The organism is Burkholderia dolosa, from assembly GCF_902499135.1.
Taxonomy (GTDB): Bacteria; Pseudomonadota; Gammaproteobacteria; order Burkholderiales; family Burkholderiaceae; genus Burkholderia; species Burkholderia dolosa.
This window is the reverse complement of record NZ_CABVPR010000012.1, coordinates 49,712-66,542: the sequence shown is the minus strand read 5'-3', so window position 1 is coordinate 66,542 and position 16,831 is coordinate 49,712. Positions and strand designations below refer to the sequence as shown.

Here is a 16,831-nt window from a genome sequence, read left to right as displayed (position 1 = left end):
GCTCGGGCGCACCGGCGGCCGACAAGGGCGGGAAACACGGGGGCGAATGGTAAAATTCGCGGATGAAAAAACTCGTGATCCTGATTTCCGGTCGCGGCAGCAACATGGAGGCCATCGTCCGCGCATGCGAGCGCGAACGCTGGCCGGCCGAAGTCGCCGCCGTGATCGCCAACCGGCCGGATGCGGCCGGTCTTGCTTTTGCCGCGTCGCACGGGGTAGCGACCGCGGTGGTCGACCACCGCTCGTTCGACGGCCGCGACAGCTTCGACGCGGCGCTCGCCGCCGAGATCGACCGCTTCGCGCCCGATCTCGTGGTCCTCGCGGGCTTCATGCGCATCCTCACGCCGGCTTTCGTCAGACGATACGAAGGCCGGCTGCTGAACATCCATCCGTCGCTGCTGCCGAGCTTCAAGGGCATCCATACGCATCAGCAGGCGCTCGACGCCGGCGTCGCGCTGCACGGCGCGAGCGTGCACTTCGTGATTCCCGAGCTCGACAGCGGCGCGATCGTCGCGCAGGGCGCGGTGCCCGTGCGTGCGGGCGACGACGCGGCCGCGCTCGCCGAGCGCGTGCTGGCCGTCGAGCACGTGCTGTATCCGCGCGCGGTGCGCTGGTTCGTCGAAGGGCGGCTGCGCCTCGAGGACGGCCGCGCGATCGTCGCGCCGGGCGAGGCGCGCTGGATTTTCGCGGATCAACCGCACACTGAAACGAACGAGGGCGTATGAAGCTGCACGGATTCCTGATCGGCCAGACCGAGACTTTGCTGGCCGAAGTGCTGAAATTCGCCGGCCCCGCCGACGCGACGACGAGCCGGTTCTTCCGCGCGCACCCGAAGCTCGGGCATGCGGAGCGCGGCGTGATCGCCGAGGCCGTGTTCGCGGTGCTGCGCCGGAAGATGGAGTTCGCGCACCTGGCCGAGAGCGGTACGGGCAGCCCCGCGCGGCGCCTGACGCTGCTCGGCCTGATGCAGACGGTCGGCCGCAACGCGCTAAAGCCGTTCGTGTCGGCCGACGAGGCCGCATGGCTCGAGCACGTGTCGAAGATCGATCCGGCCAGCCTGCCGGTGCGCATTCGCACGAACCTGCCGGACTGGATCCATCAGGCGCTCGCGACCCGTTTCGACGCCGACGAACTCGCGCAGCTCGCGGCCGCGTTGAACTACCCGGCGCCGCTCGATCTGCGCGCGAACGTGCTGAAGGCGACGCGCGACCAGGTGATCGACGGGCTGCGCGCGGTCGGCATCGATGCGGGCGCGACGCCGTTCGCGCCGCACGGCGTGCGCGTCGTCGGCAAGCCGGCGCTCACGCGGCTGAAGCTGTTCGAGGAAGGCCAGATCGAGGTGCAGGACGAAGGCAGCCAGCTGTTGTGCTCGCTGGTCGCGCCGCGGCGCGGCGAGATGGTCGTCGACTTCTGCGCGGGTGCCGGCGGCAAGACGCTCGCGCTCGGCGCGGCGATGCGCTCGACCGGCCGTCTGTATGCATTCGACGTATCGGAAAAGCGCCTCGCGAAGCTGAAGCCGCGCCTCGCGCGCAGCGGGCTGTCGAACGTGAACCCGGTGCTGATCGACAGCGAGCACGACGCGAAGATCAAGCGGCTCGCCGGCAAGATCGATCGCGTGCTGGTCGACGCGCCGTGCAGCGGACTCGGCACGCTGCGCCGCAATCCGGACCTGAAGTGGCGCCAGACGCGTACGTCGGTCGACGAGCTGACGCCGAAGCAGGCGTCGATCCTCGCGAGCGCGGCGCGCCTCGTGAAGAAGGGCGGCCGGCTCGTCTACGCGACCTGCAGCGTGCTCGACGCGGAGAACGAGCAGATCGTCGCGCAGTTCCTGGCCGATCATCCGGACTTCGTGCTGGTGCCCGCGCAGAAGGTGCTCGCCGATCAGCGCATCGCGCTCGACACCGGCGACTACCTGTCGCTGTGGCCGCATCGTCACGCGACCGACGGCTTTTTCGCCGCGGTGCTCGAGCGGCGCGCGCAGTAACGGCCGCGCATCATGACGGAGAACCGCCTGCTGTCGCACCGGCTCGCGTCGGTGATCCGCGACTTCAACCAGCCGGTGATGATCTGGCAGGCCGCGATTCTCGTCGGCGCGCTGGGCCTCGCGTGGCTGACCGCGCGCTTCGTGCACGGCCGCATCGACGCACGCCGGCGTGCGGCCGGCCGCGCGCCCGGCGCGGGTGCGCACAGCCTGAAGCGCGCGCTGTTCCCGTTGTTCGGCGGGTCGTTCGTGCTCGCCGCGCAGCTCGCGCTCGACCCGTTCATGTCGACGTCGCTGCTGTCGCTCGCGCTCGTGCCGCTGTTCGGCATCGGGCTCATCTATGTGCTGTTCTTCTTTGCGCGGCGCGTGTTCGCGCGCGACGGCCACACGCATGCGTGGCTGTCGATCGTCGAGAAGATCGTGTCGGTGATCGTATGGGCGGCGATGGTGCTGACCGTGCTCGGCATCCAGCGCGACGTGCTCGCGTGGCTCGACAGCGTTCAGTTCCGCGTCGCGAACGCGCATCTGACGCTGCTGTCGGTGATTTCCGGCGCACTGTGGGTCTGCGTGACGCTGATGGTCGCGATGTGGGCCGGCTCGGTGCTCGAGGAGCGGCTCGCGCGCTCGAGCACGCTCGATGCGAACCTGAGGGTCGTGCTGTCGCGGATCGGCCGCGCGCTGCTGGTGTTCGCGGCAGTCCTGATCGGGCTGTCGCTCGTCGGCATCGACGTGACGGTGCTCGGCGTATTCGGCGGTGCGCTGGGCGTCGGCCTCGGTTTCGGGCTGCAGAAGATCGCGAGCAACTACGTGTCCGGCTTCATCATCCTGCTCGACCGCTCGCTGCGGCTCGGCGACGCGATCAGCGTCGGCGGGCTGCAGGGCGTCGTCACGCAGATCCGCACGCGCTATACGGTCGTGCGCGGCCTCGACGGCAACGAGACGCTGATTCCGAACGAGAAGCTGATCACCGACGTCGTGCAGAACCAGTCGTCGTATCAGACGCGCGGCCATGCGAAGGTCGCGGTGCAGGTCGCGTACACGAGCGATGTCGAGCAGGCACTCGCCTTGCTCGCGGATGCCGCGAAGGGCGTGCCGCGCGTGCTGGACGACCCGCCGCCGACGCCGTATCTGGTCGGGTTCGGCGCCGACGGCATCGATCTGGAGCTCGGCTTCTGGATCGAGGATGCGGCGAAGGGCACGTCCGGCGTGCGCTCGGCGGTCAATCGGAACATCTGGCGGCTGTTCTGCGAGCACGGCGTGTCGATTCCGTTTCCGCAACGCGACGTGCGCGTCGTCGGGCTGCCGGACGGCTTCGTCGCGGCGGATGTCGCTGCCGATCGCGATTCGGCGCCCCGGAGCGGCGCGGACGATCTGCGGGCCTCGGCTGCCTGAGCCGCATCTGACGCGGCGGAACGGCGGAGCGCGGAGCGATCGGCCGACCGGGTCCGGCGATGGACTATCGTCGTTGCGTCAAGGCAAGAAAATGTTCATTTGTTACAAAGGCTTGGAACGGTTGAAGTAAAATTTCGGTCTATCCGAGGTATGCTTTCATTTTTATGACGCCGGCGTGTGCCGGGGTCGCTCTCACCACAGGTAACTGCCTTGCTGAATTCCCTGCTCGATTTTCTTTCCCACGGGCTCCTGCGTTTTTCATGGTGGCAGGTCGCGCTGTTCGCGCTGGCCGTCACGCACGTCACGATCATCGGCGTGACGGTCTATCTGCATCGCTGTCAGGCGCACCGCGCGCTGGAGCTGCATCCGATCGCAAGTCACTTCTTCCGCTTCTGGTTGTGGATGACGACCGGCATGCTGACCGGCCAGTGGGCCGCGATTCATCGGAAGCATCACGCGAAGTGCGAGACCGAGGAAGATCCGCACAGCCCGCAGACGCGCGGCATCTGGAAGGTGTTCCTCGAAGGCGCGGAGCTGTACCGCGCGGAAGCGAAGAATGAAGAGACGATGCGCAAGTTCAGTCACGGCACGCCGAACGACTGGATCGAACGCAACGTCTATTCGAAGTACCCGATTCTCGGCGTGAGCCTGATGATGGTGATCGACGTCGCGCTGTTCGGCGTGCTCGGCTTGACCGTCTGGGCCGTGCAGATGGCGTGGATTCCGTTCTGGGCCGCGGGCGTCGTCAACGGTTTCGGCCACTTCTGGGGCTATCGCAACTTCAACTCGGCCGACGCGAGCACGAACCTGTTCCCGTGGGGCATCGTGATCGGCGGCGAAGAGCTGCACAACAATCACCATACGTTCGCCACGTCGGCGAAGCTGTCGAACAAGTGGTACGAGTTCGACATCGGCTGGATGTACATCCGCATCATGTCGGCATTCGGCCTCGCGAAGGTGAAGAAGATCGCACCGACGCCGCGCCTGAACAAGCCGAAGACCGTGCTCGACCAGGAGACGCTGCAGGCCGTGCTGTCGAACCGCTACGAAGTGATGGCGCGCTACGGCAAGGCGCTGAAGCGCGCGTACCGGCAGGAGCTCGCGCATCTGAAGGAGCTCGGCTCGAGCGAGAAGTATCAGCTGATGCGCAGCGCGCGCAAGTGGTTCCACAAGGATGCCGACGGCCTCGACGAGCCGCAGAAGAAGCTGCTGCCCGAGATCTTCGCGAGCAGCCAGAAGTTGCACACGTACTTCCAGCTGCGCCAGGATCTCGCGGCGATCTGGGACCGCTCGACGGCATCGCGCGAACAACTGCTCGCGCAATTGCAGGATTGGTGTCATCGCGCGGAACAAAGCGGGATCAAGGCGCTGCAGGAATTTGCGATGCGTCTGCGCCGCTACGCGTGATTCGAAATCGATTAGAATCTCAGGACGTCACAAACCCCGCGCTGGCGGGGTTTTTTCATTTGGCCGCGCGTTTCGCGCGGCCTGCGGCAGGAGGAAGCCTGCTCGGGATCGGAGGGGGCTGGAGCGCCAACTCGGATCGATGGCTTTGCATGGGACGCGAGTGAGCGTTGAAGCGCGGACTCGGGCCGATGGCTTTGCATGGGACCCGAGTAAGCGCTAAAGCGCTAACTCGGGTCGACAGGAGATACGGAGATGCAATCGACGATCAAACCCGTCGAGTACGACCGGCCGGTCGCCGCAGGCGTGTGCGGCGTCGGACAGGCATGGGCGAAAGTGCCCGACACGCCGTCCGCCGAAGAACGCGCCGCACTGAAAGCGCGCATCAAGGCACTTCTCGTACGCGAAAAGGCCGTGCTCGTCGCCCACTACTACGTGGACGCCGAACTGCAGGCGCTCGCGGACGAAACCGGCGGCTGCGTAGCCGACTCGCTCGAAATGGCGCGGTTCGGCCGCGATCACGACGCGCAGACACTCGTTGTCGCAGGCGTGCGCTTCATGGGCGAAACCGCCAAAATCCTCAGCCCGAACAAGCGCATCCTGATGCCCGATCTCGATGCCACGTGCTCGCTCGATCTCGGCTGCCCGGTCGACGAATTCTCCGCGTTCTGCGACGCGCATCCGGACCGCACCGTCGTCGTGTACGCGAATACCAGCGCGGCCGTGAAGGCACGGGCCGACTGGATGGTCACGTCGTCGATCGGCCTCGAGATCGTCGCCGACCTGCATGCGCGCGGCGAGAAGATCATCTGGGCGCCGGACCGTCATCTCGGCAGCTATATTCAGAAGAAAACCGGCGCCGACATGCTGCTGTGGCAGGGCTCGTGCCTCGTGCACGACGAGTTCAAGGGCATCGAGCTCGATCTGCTGCGCGCCGAATATCCGGACGCAAAAGTGCTGGTCCACCCTGAATCGCCGGAGAGCGTCGTCGCGCAGGCCGACGTCGTCGGCTCGACGACGCAACTGATCGATGCTGCCGTCAAGTTCGACGCGACGCGCTTCATCGTCGCGACCGATCTCGGCATCCTGCACAAGATGCAGCTGGCCGCGCCCGGCAAGACGTTCATCGCGGCGCCGACCGCCGGCAACAGCGCGACGTGCAAGAGCTGTGCGCACTGTCCGTGGATGGCGATGAACGGCCTCGCGAACCTCGCCGACGTGCTCGAGCGCGGCCACAACGAGATCTTCGTCGATCCGGCGATCGGCGAACGCGCACGTGTGCCGATCGACCGGATGCTCGATTTCGCGGCCGCGCACAAGAAGCGCGTGCAGGCGAGCGGCGATCTGCAGCGCGACCAGCCGCTGTTCGCAAACGTGGGGGCGGCGTAATGAACGGTCCGTACGTTCAGCCGCTGCCGGACGAACGCGTCGCCGGCGCCGCGAACGACCGCGCCGTGCGCGCGGCGAGCGGCGCCGTGTCGCCGCTTTTCGACGCGATTCGCGCGCAGTACGGCGCGGCATTCGACGATGCGATCGCACGCAACGTGGCCGACGCGATTGCCGAAGACGTCGGCGCCGGCGATCAGACCGGCCGGCTCGTGCCGGCGGACGAGCGTCGCCGCGCACGCGTCATTGTGCGCGAGGAAGCCGTGCTGTGCGGCGTGCCGTGGTTCGAGCGCGTGATCGAGCGCATCGACCCGACGATCGTCGTGCAATGGCGCTATCGCGAGGGCGACAGAATGGCGCCCGACTCGATCGTTTGCGAACTCGACGGGCCGGCGCGCGCGTTGCTGACCGCCGAGCGCAACGCGCTGAACTTCCTGCAATTGCTGTCGGGCGTCGCGACGGCGACGCGCCGTTACGTCGACCGCGTCGAAGGCACGCGCGCGAAGATTCTCGATACGCGCAAGACGCTGCCGGGCCTGCGGCTCGCGCAGAAGTATGCGGTGCGCGTCGGCGGCGGCGAGAACCAGCGTCTCGCGCTGTACGACGGGATCCTGATCAAGGAGAACCACATCGCGGCGGCGGGCGGCGTCGGCGAGGCGCTCGATGCGGCGTTCGCGCTGAATGCGGGCGTGCCGGTGCAGATCGAAGTCGAAACGCTCGCGCAGCTCGATACGGCGCTCGCGCATGGCGCGCAGTCGGTGCTGCTCGACAACTTCCCGCTCGACATGATGCGCGAAGCGGTGCGCGTGACGGCCGGCAAGGCGCTGCTCGAGGTGTCGGGCGGCGTCAATTTCGATACGGTGCGCGCGTTCGCCGAAACCGGCGTCGATCGCATTTCGATCGGCGCGCTGACGAAGGACGTGCGCGCGACCGACTATTCGATGCGAATCGTCGACTGAGCCGTTCGAGCTTCGGGCGATCCGATGAAAAAAGCCGTTGGCGCGCAACCGCCAACGGCTTTTTTCGCTTGACGGGGCGCGCAGCGTTGCAACGCGCCGTTGTCGATCAGCGACGTGCGCGCGGCGTCAGCACGCTCGGCAGCGCCTTCGGCAGCGTGTGCGGCCAGTCGCGGCTGTAGTGGAGCCCGCGGCTTTCGCGGCGCGAGTATGCGCTTTTCACGATCAACGTCGCGACGTCGACGAGATTGCGCAGTTCGAGCAGGTCGCGCGTCACGCGGAAGTTCGCGTAGTACTCGTGGATCTCGTCGCGCAGCAGCGACAGCCGATGCTTCGCGCGCTCGAGCCGCTTGTCGGTGCGCACGATGCCGACGTAGTTCCACATCAGGCGGCGCAGTTCGTCCCAGTTGTGGGCGACGACGACTTCCTCGTCCGCGTCCGACACGCGACTTTCGTCCCATGCGGGAAGCGTGCCCGGCATGTCCGCATCGAAGCCGGCCGCTTCGATTGCGCCGGCGGTCGCGCGGCCGATCACCAGACATTCGCGCAGCGAGTTGCTTGCGAGCCGGTTCGCGCCGTGCAGCCCCGTGTAAGACGTTTCGCCGACTGCATACAGGCCGGCCAGATCGGTACGTCCGGCGAGATCGGTGACGACGCCGCCGCACGTGTAATGCGCGGCCGGCACGACGGGGATCGGCTGCTTCGCGATGTCGATGCCGAACTCGAGGCAGCGTGCGTGAATCGTCGGAAAGTGTTCGCGCAGGAACGCTTCGGGCTGGTGGCTGATGTCGAGATACACGCAGTCGATCCCGCGCTTCTTGATCTCGAAGTCGATCGCGCGCGCGACGATGTCGCGCGGTGCGAGTTCTGCGCGCGGGTCGTGCGCGGGCATGAAGCGCGTGCCGTCGGGCAGCTTGAGCAGCCCGCCTTCGCCGCGTACGGCTTCCGAGATCAGAAACGATTTCGCATACGGATGGAACAGGCAGGTCGGATGGAACTGGATGAACTCCATGTTCGCGACGCGGCAGCCCGCGCGCCATGCCATCGCGATGCCGTCGCCGGTCGCGGTGTCCGGGTTCGTCGTGTACAGGTACACCTTGCCCGCGCCGCCGGTCGCGAGCACCGTGTGCGGCGCTTCGATCGTGATCGTGCGGTCGTTGTCGACGTCGAGCGCATACAGTCCATGGCAGCGGCGGCCGGGAAGGCCGAGCCGCTCCGACGTGATCAGGTCGATCGCGTGGTGGTTTTCGAAGAACGTGATATTCGGATGCTGGCGCGCGCGCTCCGACAGCGTGGCGAGCACCGCGTGACCGGTCGCGTCCGCCGCATGAATGATCCGCCGGTGGCTGTGGCCGCCTTCGCGCGTCAGATGGAAGCCGAGTTCGGCTGCGTCGTCCTTCGTGAACGGCACGCCCTGCGAGATCAGCCACTCGATCGCCTCGCGGCCGTGTTCGACGATGTAGCGCGTCGCGCCTTCGTCGCATAGCCCGCCGCCGGCGACCAGCGTGTCGTCGACGTGGTTCTCGATGCTGTCCGCGGAATCGAGGACGGCGGCGATCCCGCCTTGCGCGTTATCGCTCGCGCCCTCCATCATCGAACGTTTCGCGATCAGCGCGACACGTCGCGTGCTGGCCAGATTGAGCGCGACCGACAGGCCTGCCAGGCCGCTGCCGACGATCGCCACGTCGAATTTCATGCTGCATCTCCATCGTTACGCTTTTTGATCGTGCGTTCCGGCAGCCGAGGCCGCGGAAAGGGGAGAGCATACCGCGTCGCGCCCGAGCCGTGCGCGCAAAACAAAGAGCCCCGCATGTGCGGGGCTCTTCGCTTGTCGTCAGGCTCGCTGAAACCGGAGATTACTTGATCTTGGTTTCTTTGTACGCCACATGCTTGCGGGCGACGGGATCGAACTTCATGATCTCCATCTTTTCCGGCATGTTGCGCTTGTTCTTCGTGGTCGTGTAGAAGTGGCCCGTGCCAGCGGTCGACTCGAGCTTGATCTTGTCGCGTGCGCCTTTTGCCATGATTGTGCTCCTTGGGCTTAGGCTTCGCCGCGTGCACGCAGGTCAGCGAGCACGGAATCGATGCCGTTCTTGTCGATCAGGCGCAGGCCGGCGTTCGAAACGCGCAGGCGCACCCAACGGTTTTCGCTTTCCACCCAGAACCGGCGGTTTTGCAGGTTCGGCAGGAAGCGGCGCTTGGTCTTGTTGTTCGCGTGGGAAACGTTGTTGCCGCTCATCGGCGCTTTCCCAGTTACTTGGCATACGCGTGCCATGAGAGCACTCCTAATACGCTAAATTCGGGGTTCGATCGCCGGTGAAGGTTCTCATCGCGCAGCCACGTGATCCATAGCTGCACTCCGAACGCCCAAGCCCTTTGACAGACAAGGCCCTTCGATGGCTAGAACTGGTTGGAAAAAAGACAGACGACGATTCTAGCAGAAAAATCTCAGGAAAATCAAACCCAATTTCGCTGCGTCGTTATACGGGGCGGTGCGCCCATCGCGGCGGGCCACAGTCTACAGCCAGCCGGCGCGTGCAAACGAGAACGTTTCCGCCGTGCCGACCACGACGTGATCGAGCAGCCGCACGTCGACGAGCGCGAGCGCTTCGCGCAGCACGCGCGTGAGCCGGCGGTCTTCGGCGCTCGGCTGAACCGCGCCGGAAGGATGATTGTGCGCGACGATCAGCGCGGCGGCGTTCAGCGCGAGCGCGCGACGCACGATCTCGCGCGGATAGACGGCCATGCGCGTCAGCGAGCCGCGCGCGCTTTCCTCGACGTCGATCACGCCGTGACGTGCATCCAGATAAAGCGTGACGAATACTTCGTGCTCGCGCGTGCCGATCTTCAGCCTCAGGAAGTCTTCGACCGCGCCCGGCGAACCGATCCGCAGACGCTCGTCGACCTCTTCCGCCAGCGCACGGCGCGCCAGTTCCGTCACCGCGATCAGCAGCGCCGCCCGCGCGGCGCCGATGCCGGGATGGGTTTCGAACTCCGCGGGCGCCGCGTCGAGCATGCCGCGCAGCGAGCCGCCGAAGCGGTCGAGCAGTGCGCGCGCACTGACGAATACGTCCTGCCCGCGCGAGCCGGTGCCGAGCAGCAGCGCGACCAGCTCCGCGTCGGTCAGCGCGCCCGGCCCGCGCTCCAGCAGCCGTTCGCGCGGCAGATCGGAGCGCCAGTTGCGCGGGCGGCGCCGGCGCGTCGGCGTGACGGCGGGGCGCGGCGGCGGATTTTCGCGCGCATCGGGCGTGTCGCGGCATTCGGGCGGCGGAAAGACGAGGCAGGGTGACAGCATGATCCGAAACTCCATCGGCGGCCGGCCCTCTGCGCGACGTCGTCGCACTTTCAGCCTTGCACGCTCATGTGACTTACAATATTGGCTTTGCGCTGGGCCTTTCGGCCGTTCGGGCGCCGACTGAACGAGTAATTCATGAGCCTCATCGATCTATCCGAAGTGAAGCCCGGTTCCCATGTCACGCTGCATTACCGGCTTGCACTGGCCGACGGCGCCGACATCGTCAACACCTTCTCCGACAAGCCCGCCACGCTGCTGCTCGGCGCCGGGCAACTGGCGCCCTCGCTGGAACAGATTCTGCTGGGGCTGAAGGTCGGCGACCATTCGACTTTTCAGCTAACGCCCGAGCAAGGGTTCGGTCCCCGCAATCCCGACATGCTGCAGCGCGTGACGCTGTCGACGCTGCGCGAGAACGGGATGGTCGGCGACGACTTCACGCCGGGCGAGCTGATCGAGTTCAACGCGCCGGACGGCGGCCGCTATGCAGGGGTGCTGAAGGAAGTCGGCGAAACCTCGGCGCTGTTCGACTTCAATCATCCGCTCGCGGGCCAAGCGCTCACGTTCGAAGTGAAAATCATCGGAATCCTGTAATCATGAGCACCACCGATACGCTGTCCGGACAGACGGTTGCCGCCGACGCCGAAATCCTGCTCGCGCAGCCGCGCGGTTTCTGCGCGGGCGTCGATCGCGCGATCGAGATCGTCGAGCGCGCGATTGCGATGCACGGTGCGCCGATCTACGTCCGCCACGAGATCGTCCACAACAAGTACGTGGTCGAGGATCTGAAGAAGAAGGGCGCGATCTTCGTCGAAGAGCTCGAGGAAGTGCCGTCCGGCAACACCGTGATCTTCAGTGCGCACGGCGTGTCGAAGGCCGTGCGCGACGAAGCCGCGGTGCGCGGGCTGCGCATCTACGACGCGACGTGCCCGCTCGTCACGAAGGTGCACGTCGAAGTCGCAAAGATGCGCCAGGACGGCGTCGACATCGTGATGATCGGCCACAAGGGCCACCCGGAAGTCGAAGGCACGATGGGCCAGGTCGAGCGCGGGATGCATCTGGTCGAAAGCGTCGAGGACGTGCAGAAGCTCGAGCTCGCCGATCCCGAACGGATCGCGCTCGTCACGCAGACGACGCTGTCGGTCGACGACGCGGCCGAGATCATCGCCGCGCTGAAGGCGAAGTATCCGAAGATCCGCGAACCGAAGAAGCAGGACATCTGCTACGCGACGCAGAACCGTCAGGACGCGGTGAAGTTCATGGCGCCGCAGTGCGATGTCGTGATCGTCGTCGGCAGCCCGAACAGCTCGAACTCGAGCCGCCTGCGCGAAGTGGCCGAGAAGCGCGGCGTGGCCGCGTACATGGTCGACGCGCCGGACCAGATCGATCCGGCATGGGTGGCCGGCAAGCGCCGCATCGGCGTGACGGCCGGCGCATCGGCGCCCGAAGTGCTCGCGCAGGCCGTGATCGCGCGGCTGCGCGAACTGGGCGTGCGCAACGTCCGCGCACTCGAAGGCATCGAGGAAAACGTGTCGTTTCCGCTGCCGCGTGGCTTGAACCTGCCTGCCGCCTGATTGCGGCGTCGCACCGCGGAGCACCAAAGCGCGCCTGACGGCGCGCTTTTTTTGTGCGACGAAAACGCAATCGCAACCGATATTCACAATCACGGTGCAACCGGGTTGCTCCGCATATTCCTGCCCGTTTCTCAAAATTGGTTGCAATGCAGGAAAACCCCATCGAATCAGGAATATTGGCGCGTTCCAAATGGAGTTACAATGCGCCCGTTTTCAGGCCGGAATGGCTTTGAAACCGGATTTTGGCAAGGCGCAGGAGACCTATTCGATGCATGTGAAGTTGGCTTACGCCGTGTCCGTCGCCGCACCGGTTGCAATGACTGCCGGTCGTAGCAAAAAGAGCGACGGCAGGGCGGGCGGCGGGGCCGCGGCGCTCGCGACAACGCCGGCCAGCGACGTGCGCGTCGCCGGAACCGGGCATGCGGCGCCATCGACGCGCCGCATCGCGCAGCTGGGAAACGACAAGGGAAACGGGGCAGGTTTGGCGATCGACGAAATCTACGCGCATGGCCTGACGATCGGTGCGCATCCCGCACGGCGTGCATCGTTCGCCGGCGGCAATGTCCGACGCGAAGCGGGCGATCGCGGCGCGGCAGCCGCGCGACGGGTGCCGGTCCCTCTTCATTTCGACTCGACGAAACAGCGTGTCGCCGCGGCCGATTGCGTCGCGGCGCGCGGCCCGATTCGCGCGACGGATTCCGGCGCGGGCGACGGCCATTTCGGCACGCTGGCTTACGACTTCAAGGAGGCCAACCACACCGTCCTCGACGTCGTGACGATTTAGCGACAGGACTCGCGACGGCACCGGAACAGTGCGGTGCCGTTTTTGTATCCGCTCCGGCAGCAGGTCCGGCCGTACAGGCCGGGCGGCGCGCGCCGGGACGACTCACCCTTACCGGTATCGACTAGTACCCGCAGTGTCGCCGAGATGGCGCGATTCCTCGCTTACCCGCGGGGCGCAACGTCCTCCGGCAGCACGGGCCAAGGAGCTTTAAATGGATATTTTCATCCAGCAGATCCTCAACGGGCTGGTGCTCGGCAGTGTGTACGCCATCATCGCGTTGGGCTACACGATGGTGTACGGCATTCTCGGCATCATCAACTTCGCGCACGGCGACGTGCTGATGATCGGCGCGATGGTCGCGCTGTCGGCCATCACCGTGCTGCAGAACCATTTCCCCGAACTCGGCAACGTCGCGACGCTGACGATCGGTCTCGGCATCGCCGCGATCGTCTGCGCGTTCGTCGGCTTCACGATCGAGCGCGTCGCGTATCGGCCGCTGCGCCGCGCGCCGCGTCTCGCGCCGCTGATCACCGCGATCGGCGTGTCGATCCTGCTGCAGACCGCCGCGATGATCATCTGGTCGCGCAATCCGCTGCCGTTCCCGCAACTGCTGCCGACCGATCCGATCAACGTGATCAAGGCGACCGACACGACGCCGGGCGCCGTGATCTCGGTGACCGAAATCGTGATCATCGCGGTCGCGTTCATCGTGATGGCGGGCCTGCTGCTGCTCGTGCACAAGACGAAGCTCGGCCGCGCGATGCGCGCGATCGCCGAAAGCCCGAACACCGCGAGCCTGATGGGCGTGAACCCGAACTTCGTGATCTCCGCGACGTTCATGATCGGCTCCGCGCTCGCCGCGCTGGCCGGCGTGATGATCGCGTCCGAATACGGCAACGTGCACTTCTACATGGGCTTCATCCCCGGCATGAAGGCGTTCACCGCCGCGGTGCTCGGCGGGATCGGCAACCTCGGCGGCGCGATGGTCGGCGGCGTGCTGCTCGGCCTGATCGAGCAGCTGGGTGCCGGCTACATCGGCAACCTCACCGGCGGCGTGTTCGGCAGCAACTACCAGGACGTGTTCGCATTCATCGTGCTGATCATCGTGCTGGTGTTCCGTCCGTCGGGCCTGCTCGGCGAACGTGTCGCGGACCGCGCGTAACGGAAGGGGAGCAAACAACATGACATCCATTCAACCGATCGAATCGTCGACGACGCTCGTCGAAGAGCGCAACACCGCGAAGACCGTCACCATCGGCATCCTGACCGCGGCCTTCGTGATCGCCGCACCGCTGGTGATCGGCGCGGCCGGCGGCAACTACTGGGTTCGCGTGCTCGACTTCGCGATGCTGTACGTGATGCTCGCGCTGGGGCTGAACGTCGTGGTCGGCTTCGCCGGCCTGCTCGACCTCGGCTACATCGCGTTCTACGCGGTGGGCGCGTATACGGCGGCGCTGCTGAGCTCGCCGCACCTGACCTCGCAGTTCGAGTGGATCGCGGCGCTCGCGCCGAACGGGCTGCACGTGCCGTTCCTGATCATCGTGCCGATCGCGATGGCGCTCGCCGCGACCTTCGGGATCCTGCTCGGCGCGCCGACGCTGCGCCTGCGCGGCGACTACCTCGCGATCGTCACGCTCGGCTTCGGTGAAATCGTCCGGATCTTCATGAACAACCTCGACCGTCCGGTGAACATCACGAACGGCCCGAAGGGGATCACGGGCATCGATCCGGTGCACGTCGGCGGCTTCAACCTGTCGCAGACGCATACGCTGTTCGGCTTCCAGCTGCCGTCGGTGTACATGTACTACTACCTGTTCGTGCTGTGCGCGCTGCTGGTGATCTGGGTCTGTACGCGCCTGCAGCACTCGCGCATCGGCCGCGCATGGGCCGCGATCCGCGAAGACGAGATCGCCGCGAAGGCGATGGGCATCAACACGCGCAACGTGAAGCTGCTCGCGTTCGCGATGGGCGCGTCGTTCGGCGGCCTGTCGGGGGCGATGTTCGGCGCGTTCCAGGGCTTCGTGTCGCCCGAGTCGTTCACGTTCTGGGAGTCGATCGTCGTGCTCGCGTGCGTCGTGCTCGGCGGGATGGGGCACATCCCGGGCGTGATCCTCGGCGCGGTGCTGCTCGCCGTGTTCCCCGAATTCCTGCGTTCGACGATGAGCCCGCTGCAGCACGCGCTGTTCGGCCACGACGTCGTCGATACCGAAGTGATCCGTCAGGCGCTGTACGGCCTCGCGATGGTCATCATCATGCTGTACCGCTCGGAAGGCCTGTGGCCCGCGCCGAAGCATGAGGACAAGATCGCGAAACTGGCGAAGCGCAACAGCAAGAAGCCGGTGCGCGCGTAATCAACGGACAAGGGGATCCACACATGAGCGACAAGCAAATCCGTCTGTCCGTGCAGGGCGTGAACAAGCGCTTCGGCGGGCTGCAGGCACTGTCCGACGTCGGGCTGCAGATCCGCGAAGGCGAGATCTACGGGCTGATCGGCCCGAACGGCGCGGGCAAGACCACGTTCTTCAACGTGATCACCGGCCTCTACACGCCGGACTCCGGCGAGTTCAAGCTGGACGGCGAGCACTACACGCCGACGGCCGTGCATCAGGTCGCGAAGGCAGGCATCGCACGCACGTTCCAGAACATCCGGCTGTTCGGCGGGATGACCGCGCTCGAGAACGTGATGGTCGGCCGCCACGTGCGCACCAAGCACGGGTTGCTCGGCGCGGTGTTCCAGACGCCGGCCGAGCGTCAGGAAGAGCGCGAGATCAAGGAGCGCGCGATCGAGCTGCTCGAATACGTCGGCGTGCTGCAGTATGCGGACTACACCGCGCGCAACCTGTCGTACGGCCATCAGCGGCGCCTCGAAATCGCGCGGGCGCTCGCGACGGACCCGAAGCTGCTCGCGCTCGACGAGCCGGCAGCCGGGATGAACGCGACCGAGAAGGTCGAACTCACGCGCCTGCTCGACAAGATCCGCTCCGACGGCCGCACGATCCTGCTGATCGAGCACGACGTGAAGCTCGTGATGGGGCTGTGCAACCGGATGACGGTGCTCGATTACGGCAAGGTGATCGCCGAGGGTCTGCCGCAGGACGTGCAGAAGAATCCGAAGGTGATTGAGGCATATCTCGGCGCAGGGGTGCACTGATGGCAGCGGCAATGTTGAAAATCAAGGGCTTGCAGGTCAACTACGGCGGCATTCAGGCCGTCAAGGGCGTTGACATGGAAGTCCGTCAGGGCGAGCTCGTGACGCTGATCGGGGCGAACGGCGCGGGCAAGACCACGACGATGAAGGCGATCACCGGCCTGAAGCCGTATTCGGCCGGCGACATCGAATACGACGGCAAGTCGATCAAGGGCGTGCCGCCGCACGAGCTGCTCAAGCGCGGCCTCGCGATGGTGCCGGAAGGCCGCGGGATCTTCGCGCGGATGTCGATCGTCGAGAACATGCAGATGGGCGCGTATCTGCGCAACGACAAGGAGCAGATCAAGAAGGACGTCGACCGGATGTTCGGCTTCTTCCCGCGGCTGAAGGAGCGTGCGTCGCAGCTCGCGGGCACGCTGTCGGGAGGCGAGCAGCAGATGCTCGCGATGGCGCGTGCGATCCTGTCCAAGCCGAAGCTGCTGTTGCTCGACGAGCCGTCGATGGGCCTGTCGCCGATCATGGTTGAAAAGATCTTCGAAGTGGTGCGCGAGATCTCGAAGGAGGGCATCACGGTGCTGCTCGTCGAACAGAACGCACGCCTCGCGCTGCAGGCGGCCGATCGCGGCTACGTGATGGATTCGGGCACGGTCACGATGGAAGGCGACGCGAAGCAGATGCTCGACGATCCGAAGGTGCGCGCCGCGTATCTCGGCGAATGAGCGAAGCGCGCGTCGCGATGCGGTGAGCTGTACGCGCGGCGCGACGCGTTCGAAGGGCCGTCACGGGATGCCGTGACGGCCCTTTTTCTTGTTGTGGGCGCTCGCTCGCGTCGCACTTCGTGCGTGCATCGGCATGCAGCGACGCGGTACGCCGATGCGGCCGCCGATCACGCACCGACGCCGGCCGGCGCAACG

17 protein-coding genes are annotated in these 16,831 nt (G+C 66.0%); 13 read left to right on the top strand and 4 right to left on the bottom strand.

Annotated elements, in window-relative coordinates:
* Positions 1–62 precede the first annotated feature (62 nt).
* The 6 genes from purN (at position 63) to nadC (ending at position 7,122) form a co-directional block, all read left to right on the top strand.
* Positions 63–725, top strand: a complete 663-nt coding sequence (purN, locus tag BUB20358_RS08115; protein WP_006763605.1) for a phosphoribosylglycinamide formyltransferase — start codon at positions 63–65, stop codon at positions 723–725.
* Positions 722–1,984, top strand: coding sequence for an RsmB/NOP family class I SAM-dependent RNA methyltransferase (locus tag BUB20358_RS08110; protein ID WP_006763606.1), 1,263 nt, complete (start codon positions 722–724; stop codon positions 1,982–1,984). Before purN ends, BUB20358_RS08110 begins: the two co-directional genes overlap by 4 nt.
* Before the next feature lie 12 nt (positions 1,985–1,996).
* Entirely contained in the window at positions 1,997–3,373 is a 1,377-nt protein-coding gene (locus tag BUB20358_RS08105; protein WP_006763607.1) for a mechanosensitive ion channel family protein, read from the top strand.
* 210 nt (positions 3,374–3,583) lie between these two features.
* Positions 3,584–4,780, top strand: coding sequence for a DesA family fatty acid desaturase (locus BUB20358_RS08100; protein ID WP_006763608.1), 1,197 nt, complete (start codon positions 3,584–3,586; stop codon positions 4,778–4,780).
* A gap of 252 nt (positions 4,781–5,032) precedes the next feature.
* Positions 5,033–6,166 (top strand): quinolinate synthase NadA, encoded by a 1,134-nt coding sequence (nadA, locus tag BUB20358_RS08095; protein WP_035971857.1) that lies wholly within the window; start codon positions 5,033–5,035, stop codon positions 6,164–6,166.
* The gene (gene nadC / locus BUB20358_RS08090; protein WP_223473310.1) at positions 6,166–7,122 is read left to right on the top strand and encodes a carboxylating nicotinate-nucleotide diphosphorylase; all 957 of its coding nucleotides are present in this window, start codon (positions 6,166–6,168) and stop codon (positions 7,120–7,122) included. Before nadA ends, nadC begins: the two co-directional genes overlap by 1 nt.
* A gap of 106 nt (positions 7,123–7,228) precedes the next feature.
* Here the strand turns inward: nadC and nadB are convergent, their stop codons facing one another.
* The 4 genes from nadB to radC all read right to left on the bottom strand — a co-directional run bounded on the left by nadB (position 7,229) and on the right by radC (position 10,414).
* A complete protein-coding gene (gene nadB, locus BUB20358_RS08085) occupies positions 7,229–8,815 on the bottom strand; it encodes an L-aspartate oxidase (RefSeq protein ID WP_174905061.1) in 1,587 nt (528 codons plus the stop codon).
* 160 nt (positions 8,816–8,975) lie between these two features.
* Complete coding sequence (rpmG, locus tag BUB20358_RS08080) at positions 8,976–9,143, bottom strand: 50S ribosomal protein L33 (RefSeq protein ID WP_004185395.1); 168 nt, start codon at positions 9,141–9,143, stop codon at positions 8,976–8,978.
* Between the two features lie 17 nt (positions 9,144–9,160).
* On the bottom strand, positions 9,161–9,394 hold the full coding sequence (rpmB, locus tag BUB20358_RS08075) for a 50S ribosomal protein L28 (RefSeq protein ID WP_004186391.1): 234 nt from the start codon (positions 9,392–9,394) through the stop codon (positions 9,161–9,163).
* A 243-nt stretch (positions 9,395–9,637) separates the two neighbouring features.
* A complete protein-coding gene (gene radC / locus BUB20358_RS08070; protein WP_006763611.1) occupies positions 9,638–10,414 on the bottom strand; it encodes a RadC family protein in 777 nt (258 codons plus the stop codon).
* A gap of 135 nt (positions 10,415–10,549) precedes the next feature.
* Between radC and BUB20358_RS08065 the strand changes: the two genes are divergently transcribed.
* From BUB20358_RS08065 to BUB20358_RS08035, 7 genes are all read left to right on the top strand, one after another.
* Positions 10,550–11,005: an FKBP-type peptidyl-prolyl cis-trans isomerase gene (locus BUB20358_RS08065; RefSeq protein ID WP_035971858.1), complete on the top strand. Its 456-nt coding sequence runs from the start codon at positions 10,550–10,552 to the stop codon at positions 11,003–11,005.
* Positions 11,006–11,007: 2 nt separating this feature from the next.
* On the top strand, positions 11,008–11,985 hold the full coding sequence (gene ispH, locus BUB20358_RS08060) for a 4-hydroxy-3-methylbut-2-enyl diphosphate reductase (RefSeq protein WP_035971860.1): 978 nt from the start codon (positions 11,008–11,010) through the stop codon (positions 11,983–11,985).
* 223 nt (positions 11,986–12,208) lie between these two features.
* A complete protein-coding gene (locus BUB20358_RS08055) occupies positions 12,209–12,769 on the top strand; it encodes a hypothetical protein (protein WP_045552419.1) in 561 nt (186 codons plus the stop codon).
* A 211-nt stretch (positions 12,770–12,980) separates the two neighbouring features.
* Positions 12,981–13,931, top strand: a complete 951-nt coding sequence (locus tag BUB20358_RS08050) for a branched-chain amino acid ABC transporter permease (protein WP_006763614.1) — start codon at positions 12,981–12,983, stop codon at positions 13,929–13,931.
* 19 nt (positions 13,932–13,950) lie between these two features.
* A complete protein-coding gene (locus BUB20358_RS08045) occupies positions 13,951–15,120 on the top strand; it encodes an ABC transporter permease subunit (protein ID WP_006763615.1) in 1,170 nt (389 codons plus the stop codon).
* A gap of 23 nt (positions 15,121–15,143) precedes the next feature.
* The gene (locus BUB20358_RS08040; RefSeq protein ID WP_006763616.1) at positions 15,144–15,920 is read left to right on the top strand and encodes an ABC transporter ATP-binding protein; all 777 of its coding nucleotides are present in this window, start codon (positions 15,144–15,146) and stop codon (positions 15,918–15,920) included.
* Positions 15,920–16,636, top strand: a complete 717-nt coding sequence (locus BUB20358_RS08035) for an ABC transporter ATP-binding protein (protein ID WP_006763617.1) — start codon at positions 15,920–15,922, stop codon at positions 16,634–16,636. Before BUB20358_RS08040 ends, BUB20358_RS08035 begins: the two co-directional genes overlap by 1 nt.
* Positions 16,637–16,831: the final 195 nt, after the last annotated feature.